The organism is Luteipulveratus halotolerans (assembly GCF_001247745.1).
Taxonomy (GTDB): domain Bacteria; phylum Actinomycetota; class Actinomycetes; order Actinomycetales; family Dermatophilaceae; genus Luteipulveratus; species Luteipulveratus halotolerans.
The window spans coordinates 1638523-1658908 of record NZ_LAIR01000002.1; the positions used below are offsets into that span (position 1 = coordinate 1638523).

General features: G+C 70.4%; 23 protein-coding genes and 1 tRNA gene. 9 read left to right on the forward strand and 15 right to left on the reverse strand.

Features of this window, described 5'->3' with window-relative positions:
- Positions 1-5 precede the first annotated feature (5 nt).
- The 5 genes from VV01_RS08395 to VV01_RS08415 all read right to left on the reverse strand — a co-directional run bounded on the left by VV01_RS08395 (position 6) and on the right by VV01_RS08415 (position 6621).
- Positions 6-776: a YebC/PmpR family DNA-binding transcriptional regulator gene (locus tag VV01_RS08395; RefSeq protein WP_050669488.1), complete on the reverse strand. Its 771-nt coding sequence runs from the start codon at positions 774-776 to the stop codon at positions 6-8.
- Between the two features lie 109 nt (positions 777-885).
- Positions 886-2475 carry an alkaline phosphatase D family protein gene (locus tag VV01_RS08400; protein ID WP_050669489.1) on the reverse strand — a complete coding sequence of 530 codons (1590 nt, stop codon included), beginning with the start codon at positions 2473-2475 and terminating at the stop codon, positions 886-888.
- 68 nt (positions 2476-2543) lie between these two features.
- A complete protein-coding gene (gene pdxT, locus VV01_RS08405) occupies positions 2544-3155 on the reverse strand; it encodes a pyridoxal 5'-phosphate synthase glutaminase subunit PdxT (protein ID WP_071606328.1) in 612 nt (203 codons plus the stop codon).
- Positions 3156-3200: 45 nt separating this feature from the next.
- Positions 3201-5192, reverse strand: coding sequence for a vWA domain-containing protein (locus VV01_RS08410; RefSeq protein ID WP_050669491.1), 1992 nt, complete (start codon positions 5190-5192; stop codon positions 3201-3203).
- A gap of 13 nt (positions 5193-5205) precedes the next feature.
- Entirely contained in the window at positions 5206-6621 is a 1416-nt protein-coding gene (locus tag VV01_RS08415) for a sigma 54-interacting transcriptional regulator (RefSeq protein ID WP_157508778.1), read from the reverse strand.
- A 109-nt stretch (positions 6622-6730) separates the two neighbouring features.
- Here VV01_RS08415 and VV01_RS08420 point away from each other — a divergent pair, with 109 nt between their 5' ends.
- Positions 6731-7525 (forward strand): deoxyribonuclease IV, encoded by a 795-nt coding sequence (locus VV01_RS08420; protein WP_050669493.1) that lies wholly within the window; start codon positions 6731-6733, stop codon positions 7523-7525.
- Positions 7522-8037 carry a GNAT family N-acetyltransferase gene (locus tag VV01_RS08425; RefSeq protein WP_050669494.1) on the forward strand — a complete coding sequence of 172 codons (516 nt, stop codon included), beginning with the start codon at positions 7522-7524 and terminating at the stop codon, positions 8035-8037. Before VV01_RS08420 ends, VV01_RS08425 begins: the two co-directional genes overlap by 4 nt.
- Before the next feature lie 110 nt (positions 8038-8147).
- Here the strand turns inward: VV01_RS08425 and pdxS are convergent, their stop codons facing one another.
- The 6 genes from pdxS to VV01_RS08455 form a co-directional block, all read right to left on the reverse strand.
- Positions 8148-9053 (reverse strand): pyridoxal 5'-phosphate synthase lyase subunit PdxS, encoded by a 906-nt coding sequence (pdxS, locus tag VV01_RS08430; RefSeq protein ID WP_050669495.1) that lies wholly within the window; start codon positions 9051-9053, stop codon positions 8148-8150.
- A gap of 119 nt (positions 9054-9172) precedes the next feature.
- Complete coding sequence (locus VV01_RS08435) at positions 9173-9754, reverse strand: hypothetical protein (protein ID WP_050669496.1); 582 nt, start codon at positions 9752-9754, stop codon at positions 9173-9175.
- Positions 9754-10908, reverse strand: a complete 1155-nt coding sequence (locus VV01_RS08440; protein WP_050669497.1) for a glycosyltransferase family 4 protein — start codon at positions 10906-10908, stop codon at positions 9754-9756. The genes VV01_RS08435 and VV01_RS08440 overlap by 1 nt, the downstream gene beginning before the upstream one ends.
- Positions 10908-11828: a phosphatidylinositol mannoside acyltransferase gene (locus VV01_RS08445; protein ID WP_050669498.1), complete on the reverse strand. Its 921-nt coding sequence runs from the start codon at positions 11826-11828 to the stop codon at positions 10908-10910. The genes VV01_RS08440 and VV01_RS08445 overlap by 1 nt, the downstream gene beginning before the upstream one ends.
- Positions 11828-12445, reverse strand: coding sequence for a phosphatidylinositol phosphate synthase (gene pgsA / locus VV01_RS08450; RefSeq protein WP_050669499.1), 618 nt, complete (start codon positions 12443-12445; stop codon positions 11828-11830). Before pgsA ends, VV01_RS08445 begins: the two co-directional genes overlap by 1 nt.
- Before the next feature lie 58 nt (positions 12446-12503).
- Complete coding sequence (locus VV01_RS08455; RefSeq protein WP_050669500.1) at positions 12504-13079, reverse strand: HIT family protein; 576 nt, start codon at positions 13077-13079, stop codon at positions 12504-12506.
- Positions 13080-13130: 51 nt separating this feature from the next.
- On the opposite strand from VV01_RS08455, the gene VV01_RS08460 reads away from it, so the two are divergent.
- Positions 13131-13568 (forward strand): nitroreductase family deazaflavin-dependent oxidoreductase, encoded by a 438-nt coding sequence (locus tag VV01_RS08460; RefSeq protein WP_050669501.1) that lies wholly within the window; start codon positions 13131-13133, stop codon positions 13566-13568.
- Here the strand turns inward: VV01_RS08460 and VV01_RS08465 are convergent.
- Positions 13565-14020: a GNAT family N-acetyltransferase gene (locus VV01_RS08465; protein WP_050669502.1), complete on the reverse strand. Its 456-nt coding sequence runs from the start codon at positions 14018-14020 to the stop codon at positions 13565-13567. The two genes, VV01_RS08460 and VV01_RS08465, sit on opposite strands and share 4 nt — an antisense overlap.
- Positions 14021-14061: 41 nt before the next feature.
- Here VV01_RS08465 and VV01_RS08470 point away from each other — a divergent pair, with 41 nt between their 5' ends.
- From VV01_RS08470 to VV01_RS08480, 3 genes are all read left to right on the forward strand, one after another.
- A complete protein-coding gene (locus tag VV01_RS08470) occupies positions 14062-14886 on the forward strand; it encodes a ceramidase domain-containing protein (protein ID WP_050671813.1) in 825 nt (274 codons plus the stop codon).
- 9 nt (positions 14887-14895) lie between these two features.
- Positions 14896-15426 (forward strand): class I SAM-dependent methyltransferase, encoded by a 531-nt coding sequence (locus VV01_RS08475; protein WP_050669503.1) that lies wholly within the window; start codon positions 14896-14898, stop codon positions 15424-15426.
- A 112-nt stretch (positions 15427-15538) separates the two neighbouring features.
- Positions 15539-16057, forward strand: a complete 519-nt coding sequence (locus tag VV01_RS08480; RefSeq protein WP_197275011.1) for a YciI family protein — start codon at positions 15539-15541, stop codon at positions 16055-16057.
- 90 nt (positions 16058-16147) lie between these two features.
- Here the strand turns inward: VV01_RS08480 and thrS are convergent, their stop codons facing one another.
- Complete coding sequence (gene thrS / locus VV01_RS08485; RefSeq protein ID WP_050669504.1) at positions 16148-18130, reverse strand: threonine--tRNA ligase; 1983 nt, start codon at positions 18128-18130, stop codon at positions 16148-16150.
- Positions 18131-18301: 171 nt separating this feature from the next.
- Between thrS and VV01_RS08490 the strand changes: the two genes are divergently transcribed.
- Complete coding sequence (locus VV01_RS08490) at positions 18302-18670, forward strand: TraR/DksA family transcriptional regulator (protein ID WP_082221207.1); 369 nt, start codon at positions 18302-18304, stop codon at positions 18668-18670.
- Positions 18671-18694: 24 nt separating this feature from the next.
- On the forward strand, positions 18695-19252 hold the full coding sequence (locus VV01_RS08495; protein ID WP_050669505.1) for a hypothetical protein: 558 nt from the start codon (positions 18695-18697) through the stop codon (positions 19250-19252).
- On the opposite strand, the gene VV01_RS08500 is transcribed toward VV01_RS08495, so the two are convergent.
- Complete coding sequence (locus VV01_RS08500) at positions 19249-19593, reverse strand: MOSC domain-containing protein (protein WP_050669506.1); 345 nt, start codon at positions 19591-19593, stop codon at positions 19249-19251. The genes VV01_RS08495 and VV01_RS08500 overlap by 4 nt on opposite strands.
- Positions 19594-19631: 38 nt before the next feature.
- Between VV01_RS08500 and VV01_RS08505 the strand changes: the two genes are divergently transcribed.
- Positions 19632-20195 (forward strand): nucleotidyltransferase family protein, encoded by a 564-nt coding sequence (locus tag VV01_RS08505; protein ID WP_050671815.1) that lies wholly within the window; start codon positions 19632-19634, stop codon positions 20193-20195.
- Between the two features lie 40 nt (positions 20196-20235).
- Here the strand turns inward: VV01_RS08505 and VV01_RS08510 are convergent.
- A tRNA-Val gene (locus VV01_RS08510) sits at positions 20236-20312 on the reverse strand.
- Positions 20313-20386 lie beyond the last annotated feature (74 nt).

A 20386-nucleotide genomic window follows, 5' to 3' on the forward strand; every position in this document is an offset into this window, starting at 1 on the left:
GCAGCTCAGTCCTCGGCGTCGAGCTCGGCGAGGACCTCGTCGGAGACGTCGCCGTTGGCGAACACGTTCTGCACGTCGTCGCTGTCCTCGAGCGCCTCGATGACGCGGAACATCTTCTTGGCGCCCTCCTTGTCGAGCGGCACCTCCGTCGTGGGCAGCCAGGAGGACTCGGCGGAGTCGTAGTCGATGTCAGCGGCCTGCAGGGCCTCGCGTACGGCGACGAAGTCGCCGGCCTCGGAGACGATCTCGAAGGACTCACCGAGGTCGTTGACCTCCTCGGCGCCCGAGTCGAGGACGACCTCGAGCAGCGAGTCCTCGGTGGCGTCCTCCTTGCTCTGCTTCTTGGGGACGATCACGACGCCCTTGCGGTTGAACAGGAACGCGACCGAGCCGGAGTCGGCCATCGTGCCGCCGTTCTTCTGCAGAGCGGTGCGCACCTCGGCGACGGCGCGGTTCTTGTTGTCGGTGAGGCACTCGATGAGCAGCGCGACACCGCCGGGTGCATAGCCCTCGTAGGTCAGCGCGAGGTACTCGGCGCCACCGGCCTCGGCACCCGATCCGCGCTTGACGGCGCGATCGATGTTGTCGTTGGGGACCGAGGACTTCTTGGCCTTCTGGATGGCATCGAAGAGGGTCGGGTTGCCGGCCGGGTCACCGCCGCCGGAGCGAGCCGCGACCTCGATGTTCTTGATCAGCTTGGCGAAGAGCTTGCCCCGCTTGGCGTCGATCGCAGCCTTCTTGTGCTTCGTCGTCGCCCATTTGGAGTGACCGCTCATGTCTCCCGTTCCCTGTGTCGCTCGATCGTGTGCCCGTTCGGGCACCCAGCGATCCTAGCGAGCAGGAGCCGGTCACCCCAGTCGTGGGGCGACCGGCCGACGTACGGGCTCAGTGTCGGGTGATGCCTGCGACGCCTGGACGGCCCGACTCGATGAACACCTCGGCCCGGGTGCGCACGGGTGCGTCGGGGGTGGTGACCGCGTCCACGACGCGGTAGTCGGTACGCCACTGGCCGGGGGTGAGGACGCACCGCTGGTAGCCACGCTGGACGTTGACGAACTTCAGGTGGGGGTTCTCGGCGAGCCACGTCCGGCCGCGTGCGTCGATGTCGGTGCCGTCGCCGCCCGAGCTGATCGACGTGCCGAGCAGCTCGACGCCGACCGTGGCCGAGGCCTGGTCACGGAAGTCGAGCTTCAGGTCGGAGACCACGCTGCGGTGGGCGTCGCCGGTGACGACGACCATGTTGTCGACGCCGCGGCGGTGGACGGCGTCGTACCAGCGCTGCCGGGCACCGGCGTACCCCATCCAGTTGTCGAGGCCGTAGCTCTCCCCCGCACCGGCCGTGCCGTCCGCGTCGAACGTGACGACCTGGTTGGCGACGACGTTCCAGGTCGAGCCGCTCGCTCCGATGCCGTCCTGCAGCCACGCCTCCTGGTCGGCTCCGAGGATCGTGCGCTCGGGCGCCCATCGCTCGGGGCACGCCGAGGTGCAGCCCTCGATCTGGTCGTCGCGGTACTGGCGCGTGTCGAGCACGTTGAACTCGGCGAGCTGTCCGTACCGGATCCGACGGAACAGCTGCATGTCCGGACCGCTCGGCAGTGACCGACGGCGCAGGGGCATGTGCTCGTAGTAGGCCTGGTACGCCGCGGCCCGACGGGCCCGGAACACCGCGCGGTCCTGATCGGGCTCGGTGTCGATCTGCGAGATCTCGTCGGCGTAGTTGTTCTCGACCTCGTGGTCGTCCGGCGTCACGATCCAGGGAGCGGCGGCGTGCGCGGCCTGCAGGTCGGGGTCGGTCTTGTACTGCGAGTAGCGCGTCCGGTAGTCGCCGAGCGTGAAGATCTCCTTGCCGGAGACGTGCGACCGACCGGGCAGGGGGCTCGCGCCGGAGCCCTCGTAGATGTAGTCGCCCAGGTGCAGGACGAGGTCGAGGTCGTCCTGCGCCATGTGGCGGTACGCCGTGAAGTAGCCGGCCGGCAGGTTGGAGCAGCTCGTGAAGGCGAAGCGCAGCTCCTGAAGCGATGCGCCGTACGCCGGTGACGTGCGCGTACGACCGACCGGGCTCAGCTGGTCGCCGGCGCGGAAGCGGTACCAGTACTCGCGGTCGGGCAGGAGGCCGTTCAGCTCGACGTGCACCGAGTGGCCCAAGGCTGCCGTGGCCGTGGCCGAGCCGGCGCGTACGACGGTCCGCTCGCCGAAGCCGGGGTCGGTCGCCACCTGCCACAGCACCTGAACGGGCTTGTCGTCCATGCCACCTCGGCCGTCGAGCGCGAGAGGCTCGGGCGCGAGGCGGGTCCACAGGACCACGCCGTCGGGCGCCGGGTCACCGCTGGCTACACCGAGGGTGAACGGGTTGGTGCGCGACCACGGCGTCGCGCCGGCGGGGGCGCTGGAGGTGATCAGGGTCGCTGCCGCGGTGAGACCGCTGGCACCGGTCGCTCCGAGCAGCTGGCGTCGGGTGAGCTGGGCTGAGGGCACAGGCTGGCTCCTGTCGTACGGATGAGTGGGGTGGGACCAGTCATCCGTGCGAGCGGGGCCGGTGGGCGTCAGCCGCGCAAAGTCTGGGTGACGAAGTGGCGATGGATGCGGTGGTCGCCCGTCACCTCGGGGTGGAACGACGTGGCGAGCAGCGGACCCTGCTGGACGGCGACGACGCGACCGGCGGCCGGGCCTTCCGGCACCGTGGCCAGCACCTCGACCTCCGGTCCGACCGCCTCGACCCACGGTGCGCGGATGAACACCGCGTGCATCGCTCCCCCGTCGACGCCGTGGACGAACAGCTCGGTCTCGAACGAGTCGACCTGGCGGCCGAACGCGTTGCGGCGCACCGTGACGTCGAGGCCGCCGAGGGTCTGCTGGTCACCGGTCGCGTCGAGCACCCGGTCGGCGAGCAGGATCATGCCGGCGCACGAGCCGTAGACCGGGAGGCCTTCGGCGATCCGCTCGCGCAGCGGTGCCTGCAGCTCGAACGCGCGCAGCAGCTTGTCGATGGTGGTCGACTCGCCGCCGGGCAGCACCAGCCCGTCGACCTGCGCGAGCTCGTCGGGTCGGCGTACGCCGATCGCTCGGGCGCCGGACTCCTCGAGAGCTCGCAGATGCTCGCGGACGTCGCCCTGGACGGCGAGGACGCCCACGGTCGGCTGTGCTGAACCTGTCACGGCGCAGGAACCTAGCCCAGCCGTGACCGTGCGGGTCAGGGCGGGTTAGCCCGCGAGATCGGGTCCGCCGTAGAGCCGGGTGCCGAACGAGCGGCTCGACAGGTAGCCGTCGACGACCGCGGCACCGAGACCGTCGAGCTCAGGAGCGACCACCCGACCGCCGCACCGGCGCGCGAGCTGGTCCAGGAACCGCGCCAGGCCCGGGTCGTCACCCAGCCGGAAGATCGTCGTCTGCGCGCCCAGCCGTGTCGAGGCGTCGAGCTCGCGGACGCTGTAGGCGATCGTGAGCGGGTGGGGCGGGTAGGAGAAGAACACCTCGCCGTCGGGTTCGAGGTGGGCGGTGGGCTCGCCGTCGGTGACGACGAGCAGCACCGGCTGTGCGCTGGGGTGGCGCCGGAAGTGACGGTTGGCCAGCAGCAGCGCGTGGTGCAGGTTGGTGCCCTTGTCCCACTCGGCCTCCAGGCCGGTGAGCTCCTCGATCTCCATGGCCTGCGCGTGCCGTCCGAAACCGATCATCTGCAGGTGGTCACCGCGGAAGCGGGTCCGCACGAGATGGTGCAGCGCGAGCGCTGTGCGCTTCATCGGCACCCAGCGTCCGTCCATCGCCATCGAGAACGACGTGTCGACCAGGAGCGCGACCGCGGCCTGGGTCCGTGCCTCGGTCTCGCGGATCTCGACGTCGTCCAGGTGCAGCCGGGGCCCGTCGGGGTCGGCGGCCCGCCGCACTGCCGCGTTGGTGAGCGAGCGGGTCACGTCCCACGGCTCGGTGTCGCCGAACTCCCACGGCCGGGACGCTCCGCTGAGCTCTCCCGCCGCACCGGAGCGCCGCATGTCGCGCCGGCCGCTGCGACCGGACAGGCGACGAGCGATGTCCCGCATCAGGGACTGGCCGATCTGCCGCATGGCGCGCGGGGACAGCCGCAGCCGGCCCTCTGCGTCGCGGTCGAGGTAGCCGCGCTGACGCAGGGCCCGCTCGAGCTCGCTGAGGGTGCGCGCATCGACGGCCGCGTCGTCGCCGAGCTGACGTCTCAGGGCGTCGAGGTCGACGTCGTCCATCCGCGCGCCGGCGTACTGCTGCGACAGCTGTTCGCTGAGCGCGTCGAGGTCGGCGAGGTCCTGGAGCACCCCGGTGCCGTCGCCGAGCCCGAGGCCCTGCTCGCCCTCGAGGCGCTGCGACCCCGACCAGTCCTCGCCCGGTCGCAGACCTTGCAGGTTGGCGTCGAGCTTGCCCAGCTGCTGCATGAGGTCCGGTGAGCCGAAAGCGTTCTGCGCCAACGCATCCAGCTCGTCACGCTGCTCCTGCGTGAGTGAGTTGCGCATCCGCTGTGCCGCGGCGGCGCGGGCGGCGAGCGCGTCGAGGAGCTCCTCGATCGACTCGGGATGCTCAGGGAAGAACTCGCCGTGCTCCTCCATGAACCGGGTGAAGTCCTCGTCGCTGTCGTCTCCCCGGGCATGCTTCTCGAGCAGAGCGTTGAGGTCACGCAGCATGGCGTTGATGCGCTCGCGGTCCTCGTCGGTGGCGTTCTCGAGGGCCTGCTTCATGCCGGCGAAGCGCTGGTCGAGCGCCTCCCTGCCGAGCAGGTCCTTGATCTGCTCGTAGTCGGCGCGGGCGTCGCTGCTGCGCCACGGGTAGTCGCTCAGCTCGTGCACGGCTGCGGCCGGTGACGACGGCAGCTGCTCGATGCGCATCTCGGCGAACCGTGCGTCGTCGTCGAGGTCACGGGCGAGCTGCTTGCGCTCATTCAGCACCGCCCGGTCGAGCAGCTCCTTGACCTGCTGGAACGTGCCGTCGAGGTTGTGCCGTGACAGCAGCTCTCGACGGCGCTCGGCCACCTGACGCGCCAGGTCGTCGAGTCCGCGCTGCGAGCGGCCACCGCGACGCAGGAACTCCTGAAGCGCGTGCTCGGGTGAGTAGCCCGCCATGACGTCCTCGCCGATCGCGTCGAGCGCCTCGCCGAGGTCGACCGGTGGGGCCAACGGGTCGGGCCCGCCGGCGTACCGGCCGTACCGCGAACGATGAAAGCTGTTGTGCGCCATGGGTTCTCGCGTCTCAGCCGTAGGTCGTGGTGCCCGCGTCGTCGGAGTCCTTGCTGACCTTCTGCGCGAGGTAGAGCCCCTCGAGAGCGAGCTCGACCGCAGCCGCACGCTCACCCTCGCTGGCGGCACCCAGGTGCTCGGCCACCGTGTCGTAGAGGTCGGACTCGCCGAGCTGGGGCAGCGAGGTCAGCAGCTCGTGCGCGGTGACCTGCTCCCCCGTCGTGACCTGCCCGCCCTCCTCGAGAGCGGACACCAGCAGGCCGAGGTCAACGCCCCGCAGGCGTCGGCGTACGGTCTCGGCCGTCGCCGTGCGCAAGAGGTGCTCGAGGATCTCGCGACCGCGGTCCTCCTGCCCGGACTCCAGCTCGATCTTGCCGCCCAGGACGTCGACCGCGGTCTCGAGGTCGACCACCCGCGCGACGGCGTCGGACTCGCCGCGCACGGTCGCCCGATGGAGCGCGGCCGCAGCAACCGTCTCGGCGCCCGCGATCGCGAATCGCGCTGACACGCCTGAGCGTTGGTCGACGTACGGCGACTCGCGCAGCCCTCGCGTGAACCGCGCCAGCACCTCGATCAGGTGGTCGGGCACGGTGGCCACCAGGTCGGCCTCCTGCCGGATCACGGCGACCTCGTCCTGCACCTCCAGCGGGTAATGCGTCCTGATCTCGGCGCCGAACCGGTCCTTGAGCGGGGTGATGATGCGACCGCGGTTGGTGTAGTCCTCAGGGTTGGCACTCGCGACGACGAGCACGTCGAGCGGCAGCCGCAGGATGTAACCGCGCACCTGGATGTCGCGCTCCTCCATCACGTTGAGCATCGCCACCTGGATGCGTTCGGCGAGGTCCGGGAGCTCGTTGATGGCGACGATGCCTCGGTGCGACCGAGGGATCAGGCCGAAGTGGATGGTCTCGGGGTCGCCCAGGTGCCGACCCTCGGCGACCTTCATCGGGTCGACGTCGCCGACCAGGTCGGCGACAGAGGTGTCAGGGGTGGCGAGCTTCTCGGCGTACCTCTCGTCGCGGTGCCGCCAGGCGACGGGGAGGTCGTCGCCGAGCTCAGCCGCTCGGCGTACGGACTCGGGTGTGATCGGTTCGTACGGGTGCTCGCCCAGCTCGGAGCCGTCGATCACGGGCGCCCACTCGTCGAGCAGACCGACCAGCGAACGCAGCACGCGGGTCTTGCCCTGACCACGCTCACCGAGCAGCACGATGTCGTGGCCGGCGATGAGGGCGCGCTCCAGCTGTGGGATCACGGTCGAGCCGAAACCCTGGATGCCGGGCCACGGGTCACGTCCGTCGGCGAGGGCCGCCAGCAGGTTGCGCCGGATCTCAGCGCGTACGGCGGTCTGCTCGTGGCCGCTCGCGCGCAGCGCACCGACCGTGGCGATGGTGGGAGGGGTGGTTCGGGATGACGTCGTTGCCGTTGTCACCTCGTCCACGCTACGCCTCTTGTCGGCGAAAGCGGAGCCCCTTTCCGGATCGTGCTCGTCCCCGAGTGCACTCGTCCGGGTTGTCGCACGGCCTCCGTAGGCTGGGCGCATGACGCTCTCGATCGGTGCCCACGTCGACCAGTCCGACCCGGTTGCCGAGGCACAGGCCCGAGGTACGACCCTCGTGCAGTTCTTCCTCGGCGACCCGCAGGGCTACAAGGGCCCTGAGTTCAGGTACGCCGGTGGCGCGGCCGGGCTGCGCGCCGATGCCGAGGCGGCCGGTGTCGACCTCTACGTCCACGCGCCCTACATCGTCAACGTCGCGACGACCAACAACCGCATCCGCATCCCGAGCCGCAAGCTGCTGCAGCAGCACATGGACGCCGCGGCCGAGATCGGCGCCAAGGGTCTGATCGTCCACGGTGGCCATGTCAACAAGAGCGACGACCCCGCGAAGGGGTTCGACAACTGGCGCAAGGCGATCGACGCCACCGACTGCAAGATCCCGCTGCTCATCGAGAACACCGCCGGGGGCGACAACGCGATGGCCCGCCACCTCGACCGCATCGAGGGTGTCTGGCAGGCGATCCAGGCCGCCGACGGCGTCGAGCAGGTCGGGTTCTGCCTCGACACCTGTCACGCCTGGGCGGGCGGCATCCCGCTCACCGAGGCGGTCGAGCGCATCCACGGCATCACGGGGCGCATCGACCTGGTCCACGCCAACGACAGCCGCGACGCGTTCGACTCCGGAGCCGACCGCCACGCCAACTTCGGCGCCGGGCAGCTCGACCCGGACGAGTTCGCGGCGGTCGTGCGTGACGCCGGCGCGCCCGTCATCTGCGAGACGCCCGGCGGTGCGGACGAGCACAAGGCCGACTTCGCGTGGATGCGCGAACGGCTGTGACCGACGTCCTCGTCCGCGAGCGACGCCCGGACGACATCCCCGCCCTCGTCGAGGTGCTCGCGGCCCAGCAGCCGGTGTCGTCGTACCCGCTGAGATGGCCGCTGCCCTTCCCACCTGAGGAGTTCGTCGTCCGCAAGAACGAGGAACGTGCCTGGGTGGCCGAGGTCGACGGTGCGGTCGGCGGGCACGTCAGCATCACCTCCGTCGACGACGACGAGCTGGGCCGCATCTGGTCGAGCGGAGTCGGCCGGCCGATCGCCGAGCTCGCTTGTATGTCAGTGCTTTTCGTCGACCACAGGCTCGCCGGGCGCGGCGTCGGCGGCGCCCTGATCGACGCCGCGGTCGGCTGGGCTCGCGAGCAGAGCCGCACGCCCGTGCTCGACGTCGTCGTACGCCACGGTCGGGCGGCCGAGGTCTATCGGCATCGGGGGTGGCAGCAGGTCGGCACCTCACGACCGGAGTGGCTGCCCGACTCCGAGCCGCCCGTCCTGCTCATGGCGCTGCCGGACTGACGCGGCGGCCGCACCGGCACGCGAGGCTCACACACACGGAGGACGCGCACAGGCTGTGCGCGTCCTCCGAACGCAGGTGAGATCACCCGTGAGGGCGCCTCAGCCGGACCTCACCAGCCGCGCTCGGCCAGGCGGTGCGGCTCGGGGATCTCATCGACGTTGATGCCGACCATGGCCTCACCGAGACCGCGCGAGACCTTGGCGATCACGTCGGGGTCGTCGTAGAACGTCGTGGCCTTGACGATCGCCTCGGCTCGCTGAGCCGGGTTGCCCGACTTGAAGATGCCCGAGCCGACGAACACGCCCTCGGCACCGAGCTGCATCATCATCGCCGCGTCGGCCGGAGTCGCGATGCCGCCGGCCGTGAACAGCACGACCGGCAGCTTGCCGGCCTCGGCGACCTCCTTGACCAGCTCGTACGGCGCCTGCAGCTCCTTGGCCGCGACGAACAGCTCGTCCTCAGGGAGGTTCTGCAGGCGACGGATCTCCTGTCGGATCTGACGCATGTGGGTCGTGGCGTTGGAGACGTCACCCGTGCCGGCCTCACCCTTGGAGCGGATCATCGCCGCACCCTCGGTGATGCGGCGCAGCGCCTCGCCCAGGTTGGTCGCACCGCACACGAACGGCGCGGTGAAGGCCCACTTGTCGATGTGGTTGGCGTAGTCGGCCGGCGTGAGCACCTCCGACTCGTCGATGTAGTCGACGCCGAGGCTCTGCAGCACGTGCGCCTCGACGAAGTGGCCGATGCGGGCCTTGGCCATCACCGGGATCGAGACGGTCTCGATGATGCCGTCGATCATGTCGGGGTCGCTGGCGCGCGAGACGCCGCCCTGTGCCCGGATGTCGGCCGGGACCCGCTCCAGCGCCATGACGGCGACGGCACCGGCGTCCTCAGCGATCTTGGCCTGCTCGGGCGTGACCACGTCCATGATGACGCCGCCCTTGAGCATCTCGGCCATACCGCGCTTGACGCGGGCCGTGCCGGTGCCGGTGGTGGGGGTGGTGCTGTCGGTCATGAGGGGTCTCGCTCTCTGAGGACGTGGACTACCGCTCCAGAGTACGACGACCGCACGGCAGCAACCGGCCATCGTCCGGCCCGTGGCATGAAAGTGCCCTGGCCGATGCTGTCCAAGCATCAAGGGTTGCGCAGCTCGGGAACCTCGTCGTTGAACTCGACCGACTCGGGCATCGCTGTGTGGCCGGCGAGGCGGAACCAGCGCACCATCTTCTTGCTCCGCACGCGGCGGACGTCACGTGCGGCGTCGTTGTAGAAGCGGCGCGAGAGCTGGACCCGCTGACCGGCTCGATGAACCATGTCGAGGCAGTCCGAGCCCAACGGGCTGTGCTCGCGTACGTGAGCGACCGTCTCAGGTGTCAGCAGCTCTTGGAGCGTCTCCGTCAGACCGCTCTCGACGGCTCCGCGGTCGGGGCTGATGCCGTGGACGCGCACCTCGGAGGTGACCTCCTCGTCATCGGCGAACTCGAGGGAGGAGGTCGCCGCGCCACCGAGCACCAGAGAGCTCGTCGGGTCGAGTGCTTCGCTGCGAGCGAGCTCGAGTGAGGCCTCGGCCCGACGGACGAGCTGGGCGTCGAGGGCGGACATCGCACCTTCGACGCGTCCGTGCAGGCGGTCGAGCCTGGCCGCGGTGTAGGTCAGCCGCCAGGCGGCCAACGAGACGATCGCGACGACCAGCGCGACCCAGCCGATGATCTCCACTAGGCGCTGCCTCCTCGGCGCCAACGACCGGCGCGTGGTGGCGCCCAGGCCTCGATCGCCGTCTCGTAGACCATCAGGATGTCCTGCGTCACGACCGACCAGTCGAAACGACGAGCATGCTCGCGCCCGAGCCGCGACAGCTCGGCACGGCGGTCGGCGTCATCGAGCAGCGACACCGCTGCACGGGCCAGATCGGCCGGGTCCTCGTTGCGGAACGTCGCGCCCACCCTGCCCTCGTCGAGCACGCGGGTGAACGCGCCGAGGTCGCTCGCGAGCACGGGCGCCCCGGCGCTCATCGCCTCGATGAGGATGATCCCGAAGCTCTCGCCGCCCGTGTTGGGTGCGACGTAGATGTCGGCAGAGGCGAACAACCGGGCCTTGTCCTCGTCACTGACCGCGCCGAGCATCTCGACGGCGTCGACGACCTCGCGAGGCCGACCGGAGAGCACCTGCTTGGCATCGCCCGGTCCGGCGACCAGCACGCGCAGGCCCGGTTTGTGCCGCAGCATGTCGGGCACGGCGTCGAGCAGCACCGGCAGGCCCTTGCGTGACTCCTGCATCCGTCCCAGGAAGCAGATCGTCGGACGCTCGGCGGTGCCCTGCCACTCCGGGCGCGGCTCGGCGCCGCTGAACCGGTCGACGAAGACCCCGTTGGGGATGATGACGGCGTCGCCGCCGAGGTGGGTGGTGACCGTGCGCCGCGCGTCCTCGCTCACCGCAATGCGTGCCGTGAGCTTCTCCAGGCTGGGCTGCAGGAACGACCCGAGGGTGACCAGCAGCCGGGACCGCACGTTGGAGGTGTGGAACGTCGCGACCACCGGGCCCTCAACCGAGAAGAGCGCCAGCATCGACACCGAGGTGGTGATCGGCTCGTGGACGTGCACGACGTCGAACTGGTGTCGCTCGATCCAGCGGCTCACCCGAGCCGCCGTCACCGGACCGAAGGTGAGTCGCGAGACCGACCCGTTGTAGGGCACCGGCACGGCTTTGCCTGCGGCGACGACGTACGGCGGCAGCACGGTGTCCTCGTCGGCAGGTGCGAGAACGCTGACGTGGTGGCCGAGCTCGATCAGGTGCTCGGCGAGGTCCTTGACGTGCAGGTTGACACCACCGGGGACGTCGAAGGAGTACGGGCTGACGATCCCGATGCGCATCAGCGGTCCCGCGGTGTGAGGTCGTCGACGAAGACGCGCTGCATCATGTGCCAGTCCTCGGTGTGCGCGCGCAGGGTCGGCTCGAGCCCGTCGACGCACGCCTGGGTCATGGCCTGGATCTGGTCGGCCTTGCTCCCCTCGCCCGGAGGCTCGATCCGCGGGCTGAAGGTGCAGACGACCTCGTAGGTGGAGCGGCCGGGGACCTTCTCGTAGTGGACGCCGAGCGAGTAGAGCGCCGCACCGGTCGTGAGCGCGAGCGCAGCCGGGCCTGCGGCGACCTTGGCCTCATGACCGCACCAGGTGACCGTGACGCCCTTGTGCGTCAGGTCGCGGTCTGCGAGCAGCGGGATGAACGCGCCGTCCCGGGCCGCGCGCACGAGCTCGCCGAACGGGTTGTCACCGCCGGTGAGCGGGATGATGCGCATGCCGAGGCTCTCCCGGAACTCCAGGAACTCATCGAACAGCTCTTCGGGCTTGAGCCGCTCGGCGACGGTGGTGACCTTGGCGAAGTGGGTGGTCGCCCACGCCCCGCACATGTCCCAGTTGCCGAGGTGCCCGAGGAACAGCACGAGCGAGCGTCCCTCAGCCAGCACGGCCCGGGCGTCCTCGTCGCCGACGAGTCGGACGCGAGGCGCGAGCTGCTCCGGGGTGAGCGTGCTCAGACGGAAGGCATCGCACCAGTAGCGCATGTACGAGCGCATCCCGGCCCGGACCAGGTCCTCCAGGTCGTTCTCGGACAGCTCGGGGCGCACCTTGGCGTAGTTGGAGCGCATCCGGTTGACGTGCTTGCCGCCACGCATGTACATCGAGTCGGCGATCAGGTCGAAGGCCTTGTACGCCGCCCGCTCGGGCAGCCGTCGTACGAGCGCCCACCCGGTGCGGTAACCGGCGAGGGTGAGGTTGCCGGTGAGGTCGAGCATCAGTCGGCGGCAGCGGTCAGGGCCTGCCGACGCACGGTGAGCATGCGTTGCAGGACCGTGACCAGGCTCGCGACGGCCAGGAGGGCCAGGACGACGGTGAGGACGACCTCGGGCAGGCCCAGCCCGACCAGGCCGGTCGTGACGAGCACGGCGACCAGTCGGTCGGCACGCTCGGCGATGCCGACGTTGGCGGTCATGCCGAGTCCTTCGGCGCGGGCCTTGGAATAGCTGACGACGCTGCCGAGGATGAGGCACGCCAGCGCCAGCGCCGCCATGAGCGTGTCATCGCCCTGGCCGGCGTAGTAGAGCACCAGGCCACCGAAGATCGCGCTGTCTCCGACCCGGTCGAGCGTGGAGTCGAGGTAGGCGCCCCAGTTGCTGGAGCGGTTCATCATGCGCGCCATGACGCCGTCGATGGTGTCGGAGAACACGAAGGCGGTGATCACCACGGTGCCGATGAAGAACTCACCGCGCGGGTAGAACGCCAGTGCTCCGACGCTGACGCCGAGCGTGCCGACGAGCGTGATGACGTCGGGGCTGATGCCGAGCCCGACGAAGAAGCGGGCGATGGGGGTGAAGAGCCGCGTGAAGAGCGCCCGGGCGAATCGGTTCAGCATGGTGGCGCCAGCGTACTGGTGCCGCGGCAGGACGGGAGCGCCGACCAGGACACGAGGCTCACTCCCCTGTCGGCCAGTGCTCGACCAGCTGGGCCCGGGTGTCCTCCAGCAGCGCGGGCAGTGCCTTGGTCTGACCGACGATGGGCAGGAAGTTGGCGTCACCGCCCCACCTCGGGACGATGTGCTGGTGCAGGTGCGCGGCCACCCCGGCGCCGGCCACCTCGCCCTGGTTCATCCCGATGTTGAAGCCCATCGGTGCCGACGCCGCCTGGAGGGCCGCGATCGCCTGCTTGGTGAGCATGGTGAACTCGGCGGTCTCCTCGTCGGTGAGGTCGACGTACAGCGGCACGTGCCGGTAGGGGCAGACGAGCAGGTGTCCCGGGTTGTACGGGAACAGGTTGAGCACGACGTAACCGGTGCTCCCACGGTGGACGATCAGGCCGTCGGCGTCCGAGCGTCCCGGCGCCTCGCAGAACGGGCAGTCCTCATGGGACTCCTGGCTCGGCTTGTCGCTCTGGATGTACGCCATCCGGTGCGGCGTCCAGAGCCGCTCGAAGCCGTCATCGACGCGCGCGAACGACGCGGCAGGCTCCGGGGGTACGGCGGGCTCGTCGGTCGTCCGGTCCTGAGGCATGGCGCCGATCCTAGGTGTCGCATCCTGTCGTGACGGTGGCAGAGTGGGGGCATGCCTCTTGACGGTGAGTACGCGGACGAGAAGACCGGCTGGGTTGCCAAGCAGCTCGCCACGATCGACGAGACCGGCACGACGGAGTCGGTCGACATCATGGGGATGCCCGTGGTCGTCTACACGATGCGCGGTGCGAAGTCCGGCAAGCTGCGTCGGGTCCCTCTGATGCGGGTCGAGAAGGACGGTGTCTACGCGATCGTCGCCTCGTACGGCGGCGCCGAGAAGCACCCGGCCTGGTACCACAACGTGACCGCCAACCCGCAGATCGAGATCCTCGACGGGACGCAGCGTCACGACGCCGTGGCCCGCGAGATCACCGGCGCCGAGCGTGAGGAGTGGTGGGCGCGCGCTGTCGAGGCGTACCCGCCCTACGCCGAGTACCAGACCAAGACCGACCGGCTCATCCCCGTGCTGCTGGCCGAGCCGACGAGCTAGCGGCGCCGTTCCATCAGGCGCGGGTCGGGGGCAGTGAAGCCGACCCGCTCGTACAACGTGCGCGCCTCGGGCACGGCGTTGAGCTGGAAGCGGTCGACGCCGTTGCCCTCGCCCCACACGATCATCCGCCGGAGCAGCTGCTCCCCCAGCCCCTGGCCGCGCTGGTTCGGAACCACGTAGAGCAGCGAGACGTGCATCCACGAGCTCGCCGGGCGGCGCAGGCTCGGCAGCCTGCGGACGACCGAGGTGGAGATCAGGCCGGCCGGGTCGCCGTCGGGCTCGGTGGCGATCCATGCCGGCCGGCGGTCACGCTCGGCGAGCCAGGCATCGGCGTACTCGTCGATGAACCCGGTCCGCCCGGAGGCGCCCCTCTCCAGGTCGGCGCGCAGCACGAGGGCCGCGAGGGCGAACGCGTCCTCGGCGGTGGCGCGCGTGATCCGGATGCTGCTCACGTCGGGCAGTGAAGCACATCACGATCCGCCAGGCTGGGACCGTGAACCCGAGCCGCTCCCCCGTTCGTCCGCTGCCGATCACCGCGGCGGTGGCCGCCGTCTCGCTCGGCCTGCTCGTCGTGGCGGCGCGCGAGCAGTGGCTCGGGCCCGCCGACGGCTCCGGCGCGGAGTTCTGCGAGGCCGCTCGCGACGCTGTGATCCGACAACCTGCCAACACTGCGAGCAACCTCGGGTTCGTCGTCGCCGGTCTGCTCATCGCGTACGACGTGGGTCGCCGTGCCCGGTCGCTGTCGCGGCCCGCACTGCTCGCGGGCTACGGCTGTCTGGTGGTGCTGCTGGGCCCGGGCAGCATGGCCATGCACGCCACCGAGTCGGCCACCGGCGGACTGCTCGACCTCACGAGCATGTACCTCGTGGCGGGCTACGCCGCGGCGTACGCCCTCACCCGGCTGGTGGGTCTGGGGACTGCTGGGTTCTCGGTCGCGTTCGTCGCCTCCGTCACGCTGGCCGAGGTGTTCGGCGGCCTCGAGGTGCACGTGCCCGTCGTCGGCCATCCCGGCAACCTGGCGTTCGCCGTGCTCCTCGTCGCAGCCGTGGTGATGGAGCTGGTCCTGCGCCGACGTTCGGCGCGGCCCGCGGGCGCGCGGCATGCCGTCGCCGCGGTCGCGTCCATGCTCGTGGCGTTCGGGATCTGGAACATCAGTCGCTCCGACGGCCCCTGGTGCTCGCCGCAGTCGTGGTTGCAGGGTCACGCCGTGTGGCACCTGCTCGGCGCCGTCGCGGCGTACGAGCTCTACCGCTACTACGCGTCCGAGCGCCCGCAGCTCCGCTCCCCTGCCAGACTCGGCACGTCGGACCCCACCTGAGGAGATCCCATGGACGGGCGACAGCAGGCCCAGCGCGATGCGACGATCGCGTCGTACCAGGAGGGGGCGCAGGAGTACCGCGCCGCGACCGAGTCCGGGCTGCGCTCGCCGCTCGCCGACGCCGCCGGTCAGTACGCCCGGACCCTGTCGCCCGGCGCTCGCGTCCTGGAGATCGGGAGTGGCACCGGCCGCGACGCCCGTGAGCTGGAGTCGCTGGGCCTGAGCGTCCGGCGCCCAGACATCACACCGGCGTTCGTCGAGATGATGCGCGCTGACGGCTACACCGCCGACGTGCTGGACCCGCTGACCGACGACCTCGGTGGCCCGTACGACGGTGTCTGGGCGAGCGCGGTGCTCGTCCACCTGACGCGGGAGGAGACCGACGTCGTGCTGCGGCGGCTGGCCACCGTCACCCGCCCGTCCGGTCGGTTGTTCGCCTCGCTGAAGGAGGGCGACGGGAGGCGCCGAGCACAGGCGGCAACGTGTCGGGAGAGCGCTTCTTCGCGTACTGGCGTCCTGAGCCGCTGCGCGCCGCGATAGAGGGGGCCGGCTGGCGCGTCGACGAGATCGACCGCAACCCGTCCCCGCGCGGCGGTCACTGGTTGAGCGTCTTCGCCCACCGCGCATGAGCCGTGTCGGCGAGGATCACGGCATGGAGTTCTTCGTCCACCACCATGGCCGAGCAGGTTCGGAGCCGCTGCGCGAACGGATGGTCGAGGCGCACTGGGCCTACATGGACCGGTTCGCCGACCACCTGATCGCGCGCGGGCCGACGTTCACGCAGGAGACGCTGGTCGGCAGCGTCCACATCGTCGACCTGCCCGACCCGGCAACGGCGAGGGCGTTCGCGTTCGAGGAGCCCTGCTACCAGGCGGGAGCCTTCGACGGTGTGTTGATCCATCGGTGGCGCAACCGTGCGGCCGACGCGGACCGCTTCCTCGTGCTCGGGCTCGGCGTGGGTACGGGCGAGGACCGACCGCGGACGGACCCCGAGCCCTTGATCGCCTACGGGCCCGTTGCTCTCGGACGACGCATCGACATGGCTCGGCACCGCCGCGCTCGTGCAGGCGGCCGACCCCGACGCCGCCTCCCGTGTGCTCGACGTCGAGCGGTACGACTCGGTCGAGGTGACCGGCTGGACCTTCGGCGGCCGTCGCTGACTCCGGCCTGAACGGCCCTGAAGTGGTGCAGCCCCTCGGCCTTGGAACCGTGGGGCTGCACTGCGTAGAACGGCGCGGAACGCGGAGGAGTTCCCGCGATCTCAGACCTGCTTGCGCGACTCGACGGCCTCGAGGATCTCGGCCACTGCGTCGGCCAGCGGGACGCCGTTCTTCTGCGAGCCGTCGCGGTAGCGGAAGGACACGGCGCCGGCGGCCCGGTCCTCCTCACCGGCGATGAGCACGAACGGCACCTTGGACTTGGACGCGTTGCGGATCTTCTTGGGGAACCGGTCGTCGCTGGCGTCGAGCTCGACGCGAATCCCCTTGCGCTTCAACATGTTCAGCGCGTCCTGGAGGTAGTCGGCGTACTCCTCGGCGACCGGCACACCGAGCACCTGGACGGGTGAGAGCCACACCGGGAACGCACCGGCATAGTGCTCGACCAGCACGCCGAGGAAGCGCTCGATCGAGCCGAACTTCGCCGAGTGGATCATGACCGGCTGCTGGCGGGTGCCGTCAGCAGCCTGGAACTCCAGGCCGAACCGCTCGGGCTGGTTGAAGTCGTACTGGATCGTCGACATCTGCCACGAGCGCCCGATCGCGTCGCGCGCCTGCACCGAGATCTTCGGGCCGTAGTACGCCGCGCCGCCCGGGTCGGGGACGAGCTCGAGCCCGGTCTCGCGGCCGACCTCCTCGAGCACCTTCGTCGCGTGTGCCCACTGCTCGTCCGAGCCGATGAACTTGTCCTTCTTGTCGCCGTCCTCATCACGCGTGGACAGCTCGAGGTAGAACTCGTCGAGGCCGAAGTCGCGCAGCAGCGACAGCACGAACTTCAGCAGGTGGCGCACCTCGTCGGGCGCCTGCTCCGGCGTGACGTAGGAGTGGCTGTCGTCCTGGGCGAAGCCGCGCACGCGGGTCAGGCCGTGGACCACGCCCGACTTCTCGTTGCGGTAGACCGAGCCGAACTCGAACAGCCGCAGCGGCAGCTCGCGGTAGGACCGGCCCCGCGAGCGGAAGATCAGGTTGTGCATCGGGCAGTTCATCGCCTTGAGGCGGTAGTCGGTGCCGTCGACGTCGAACGGCGCGAACATGCCCTCGGCGTAGTAGGGCAGGTGCCCCGAGGTGTGGAACAGCTGCTCCTTGGAGATGTGGGGCGTGCCGACGTACTCGAAGCCCTCCTCGATGTGGCGGCGACGGACGTAGTCCTCCATCTCGCGCTTGATCACACCGCCCTTGGGGTGGAACACCGGCAGGCCCGAACCGAGCTCGTCGGGGAAGGAGAACAGGTCCAGCTCGGCGCCGATCTTGCGGTGGTCGCGCTTCTCGGCCTCGGCGAGGCGGTCCAGGTAGGCCTTGAGCTCGTCCTTGGTGGGCCAGGCGGTGCCGTAGATGCGCTGCAGCTGGGGGTTCTTCTCCGAGCCGCGCCAGTACGCACCACCCGAGCGCAGCAGCTTGAACGCGTTGCCGAGCACCTTGGTCGACGGGACGTGCGGGCCACGGCACAGGTCACCCCAGGCGCGCGAGCCGTCGCGGCGCAGGTTGTCGTAGATCGTCAGCTCGCCGCCGCCGACCTCGGCATCGGCGCCCTCGGCGGCCTGAGCGGCGTTGCCCTTGAGGCCGATGAGCTCGAGCTTGTACGGCTCGGCGGCCAGCTCCTCGCGCGCGGCGTCGTCAGTCGTCACGCGGCGGGCGAACGTCTGACCCTCGTTGACGATCTTCTGCATGGCCTTCTCGAGGGCCTTGAGGTCGTCCGGCTGGAAGGCGTGCTCGACGTCGAAGTCGTAGTAGAAGCCGTCCTTGACGGGCGGGCCGATGCCGAGCCCGGCCTCGGGGTTGATCTGCTGCACGGCCTGGGCGAGCACGTGCGCGGCGGAGTGGCGCAGGATGTTGAGCCCGTCCTCGGAGTCGACCGTGACGGGCTCGACGACCGCGCCGTCGGGGATCTCACGGAACAGGTCCTGCAGCTCACCGTCGACCCGCATCGCGACGACCTTCTTGTCGGAGCCGAACCGGTCGGTGCCCGTCGTGCCCTCCGTCTCCGACCGCTCGCTTCCGGCGACGGACTGGGATGACTCGGCAGACACGATGAGCTCCTCGAAGAGGTGGGTGAGGCGCCGGCCCGCGGGTACGGCGCGCTGCGCGACGGCACAGCGTCGCTCAGGCTACCCGGCACGGTCGCTGCCGATCACATCCGTGGCACGGATGGGCCGCCCACGCGGAACAGCTGTGCGGCGACCACCGTTGAACCCAGCACCATGCCCACTCCTGGATCCGATGCCGCAGCCGGCGACGCCGTCGCCCGGCTGGAGGCCGCACGCGTCGACACGTCGGCGCGGATCGCCCGGATGGAGGCCGACCTGTCGGCGCTGTTCGACGCCTCGCGCGACTCCAACGCCGACGACGAGCACGACCCCGAGGGCCAGACGATCGCGTACGAGCGCGCCCAGGTGACCTCGCTCCTGCAGCAGGCGCGCACGCACCTGGACGAGCTCGACGACGCCTTGGCCCGCGTGCGTACCGGCCGCTACGGCGTGTGCGACGTGTGCGGGCAGGACATCGGTGCGGGCCGGCTGGAGGCCCGACCGACCGCGACCACCTGTGTGGCTCACGCCGTACGCCGGTGAGGCCGCGCCCGTAGGCTCAGTGGGGTGACCTCCGCTCCCCCGCTCCGCCGGCCCGTGCTCGTCGGGGCCAACCCTGCGGTGCAGCTGTTCGACGACGCCGGTGACTGCACGGCGTACGTCTCGGTGTGGCGGGTCGACTGGTCCGACCACGGTGCCGGCACCGCCCTGGTGCTGTGGCAGCCGTCCGGGGTCCTCCTGCTGGCCGAGGACACCGGTCTCGGGCGCTGGCTGACGACCTCGTTCGTGCGTCACTTCCCCGAGCTCGACGGCCTCCCCTGGCACGAGCCCGTCGTCCGCCGCACGCCCGTCGCTGTCGACCTGAGCCTGGACTCCGGCCTGCGCGCGTCCGCAGGCGACGTCGACGTCGAGATCGACGGCGTCCTGGACCGTCGAGCGTGCGAGACCGACGAGTTCCCGCTCGGGAGCGACATGGCCGGTCTGCGCCTGGTGCTCGCACCCTGTGCGCGCGGTCAGATCACACTCGCCGGCACCGAGCTGCCCGGCGGCGTGACGGTGTCCGGCACGCCGGCTCGGCCGAGCTCCTCGGCGTTCGTCACCGACGCCGAGGTGTGGCTGCTCTAGACCGCCTCGACGTCGTCGCCGACCGAGACCTGACCGGGCTCGACGACCTCGGCGTAGACCCCTGGGCACCCGCTCGGCATGGTGGTGACGCGCAGCGTGACCGAGCCGAGGCGCAGGTCCTGACCGACCAGGGCGACGAGCTCCTCGCCTGCCGGATCGAGCACGACGTTGGCACGAGGCGGGTCGTCGGTGTCGACGTCGGCGAGGGTCACCAGGTGCACTGCGGCCTTCTTGCGACGATCGCCGGTGAGACCATCCGCCTCGACGGTGACCGTCGACAGGTCGACCCCCGGCGCTCCCTTCTCGGGATAGATGGCCAGATGAGCGACGCGCATGGTCATGTCCCGACCATCGCACACGCGCTCGTACGCTCGTGCTCATGACCGCCGCAGTCCTGCTCGCAGCCGGCGCCGGACGTCGCATGGGTCGCCCCAAGGCGCTCGTCGAGATCGACGGAGAACCGTTGGTACTCCGCGCTGTTCGCGTCCTGCACGAGGCCGGCGTCGACGACGTGAGCGTGGTCGTCGGCGCCCGCGGCGACGAGGTGGCCACGCTCGTCGGTTCGCTCGCCGACGTCGTCACCAACCCAGGCTGGGACGGCGGCATGGCCGGCTCCTTGCGCGCCGGCCTCGGCTCGCTGGACGGCACCCACGACGCCACGCTGATCCACCTGGTCGACCTGCCCTGGGTGACGCCAGAGGCCGTACGCCGGGTCGTTCACCTCGCCTCGCCGACGGTGCTGGCGCGGGCGGCGTACGACGGTGTGCCCGGCCATCCCGTCCTGATCGGCCGCGAGCACTGGGACGCCGTGCTCGCAGGACTCAGCGGCGACCAGGGTGCGCGGTCGTGGCTCGCGGGGCGCCCTGATCTGCACCTGGTGGAGTGCGGCGACGTCGCACGGGGTGACGACACCGACCGCCCGCAGGACCTGTCGCAGGCATGAGAAGAGCCCCCGGTCAGGTGACCGAGGGCTTCTCTCATGGTGGTGGACGTGAAGGGACTCGAACCCCTGACCTCTCGCGTGTGAAGCGAACGCTCTAACCAACTGAGCTACACGTCCAGGACGACCACACCGCGGCAGGAACCGCGTTGGTGGCGCGACCGAGAGGATAGCCCGCGAACGGACTCAACCCC

What these genes read in the sequence shown, in the direction of transcription:
- VV01_RS08395 (WP_050669488.1), bottom strand. Translation starts at nt 776, where the DNA reads ATGAGCGGTCACTCCAAATGGGCGACGACGAAGCACAAGAAGGCTGCG.
- VV01_RS08410 (WP_050669491.1), bottom strand. Translation starts at nt 5,192, where the DNA reads ATGGCGCACAACAGCTTTCATCGTTCGCGGTACGGCCGGTACGCCGGC.
- VV01_RS08420 (WP_050669493.1), top strand. Translation starts at nt 6,731, where the DNA reads ATGACGCTCTCGATCGGTGCCCACGTCGACCAGTCCGACCCGGTTGCC.
- pdxS (WP_050669495.1), bottom strand. Translation starts at nt 9,053, where the DNA reads ATGACCGACAGCACCACCCCCACCACCGGCACCGGCACGGCCCGCGTC.
- VV01_RS08440 (WP_050669497.1), bottom strand. Translation starts at nt 10,908, where the DNA reads ATGCGCATCGGGATCGTCAGCCCGTACTCCTTCGACGTCCCCGGTGGT.
- VV01_RS08445 (WP_050669498.1), bottom strand. Translation starts at nt 11,828, where the DNA reads ATGCTCGACCTCACCGGCAACCTCACCCTCGCCGGTTACCGCACCGGG.
- pgsA (WP_050669499.1), bottom strand. Translation starts at nt 12,445, where the DNA reads ATGCTGAACCGATTCGCCCGGGCGCTCTTCACGCGGCTCTTCACCCCC.
- VV01_RS08455 (WP_050669500.1), bottom strand. Translation starts at nt 13,079, where the DNA reads ATGCCTCAGGACCGGACGACCGACGAGCCCGCCGTACCCCCGGAGCCT.
- VV01_RS08460 (WP_050669501.1), top strand. Translation starts at nt 13,131, where the DNA reads ATGCCTCTTGACGGTGAGTACGCGGACGAGAAGACCGGCTGGGTTGCC.
- VV01_RS08475 (WP_050669503.1), top strand. Translation starts at nt 14,896, where the DNA reads ATGGACGGGCGACAGCAGGCCCAGCGCGATGCGACGATCGCGTCGTAC.
- VV01_RS08480 (WP_197275011.1), top strand. Translation starts at nt 15,539, where the DNA reads ATGGAGTTCTTCGTCCACCACCATGGCCGAGCAGGTTCGGAGCCGCTG.
- VV01_RS08490 (WP_082221207.1), top strand. Translation starts at nt 18,302, where the DNA reads ATGCCCACTCCTGGATCCGATGCCGCAGCCGGCGACGCCGTCGCCCGG.
- VV01_RS08500 (WP_050669506.1), bottom strand. Translation starts at nt 19,593, where the DNA reads ATGACCATGCGCGTCGCTCATCTGGCCATCTATCCCGAGAAGGGAGCG.
- VV01_RS08505 (WP_050671815.1), top strand. Translation starts at nt 19,632, where the DNA reads ATGACCGCCGCAGTCCTGCTCGCAGCCGGCGCCGGACGTCGCATGGGT.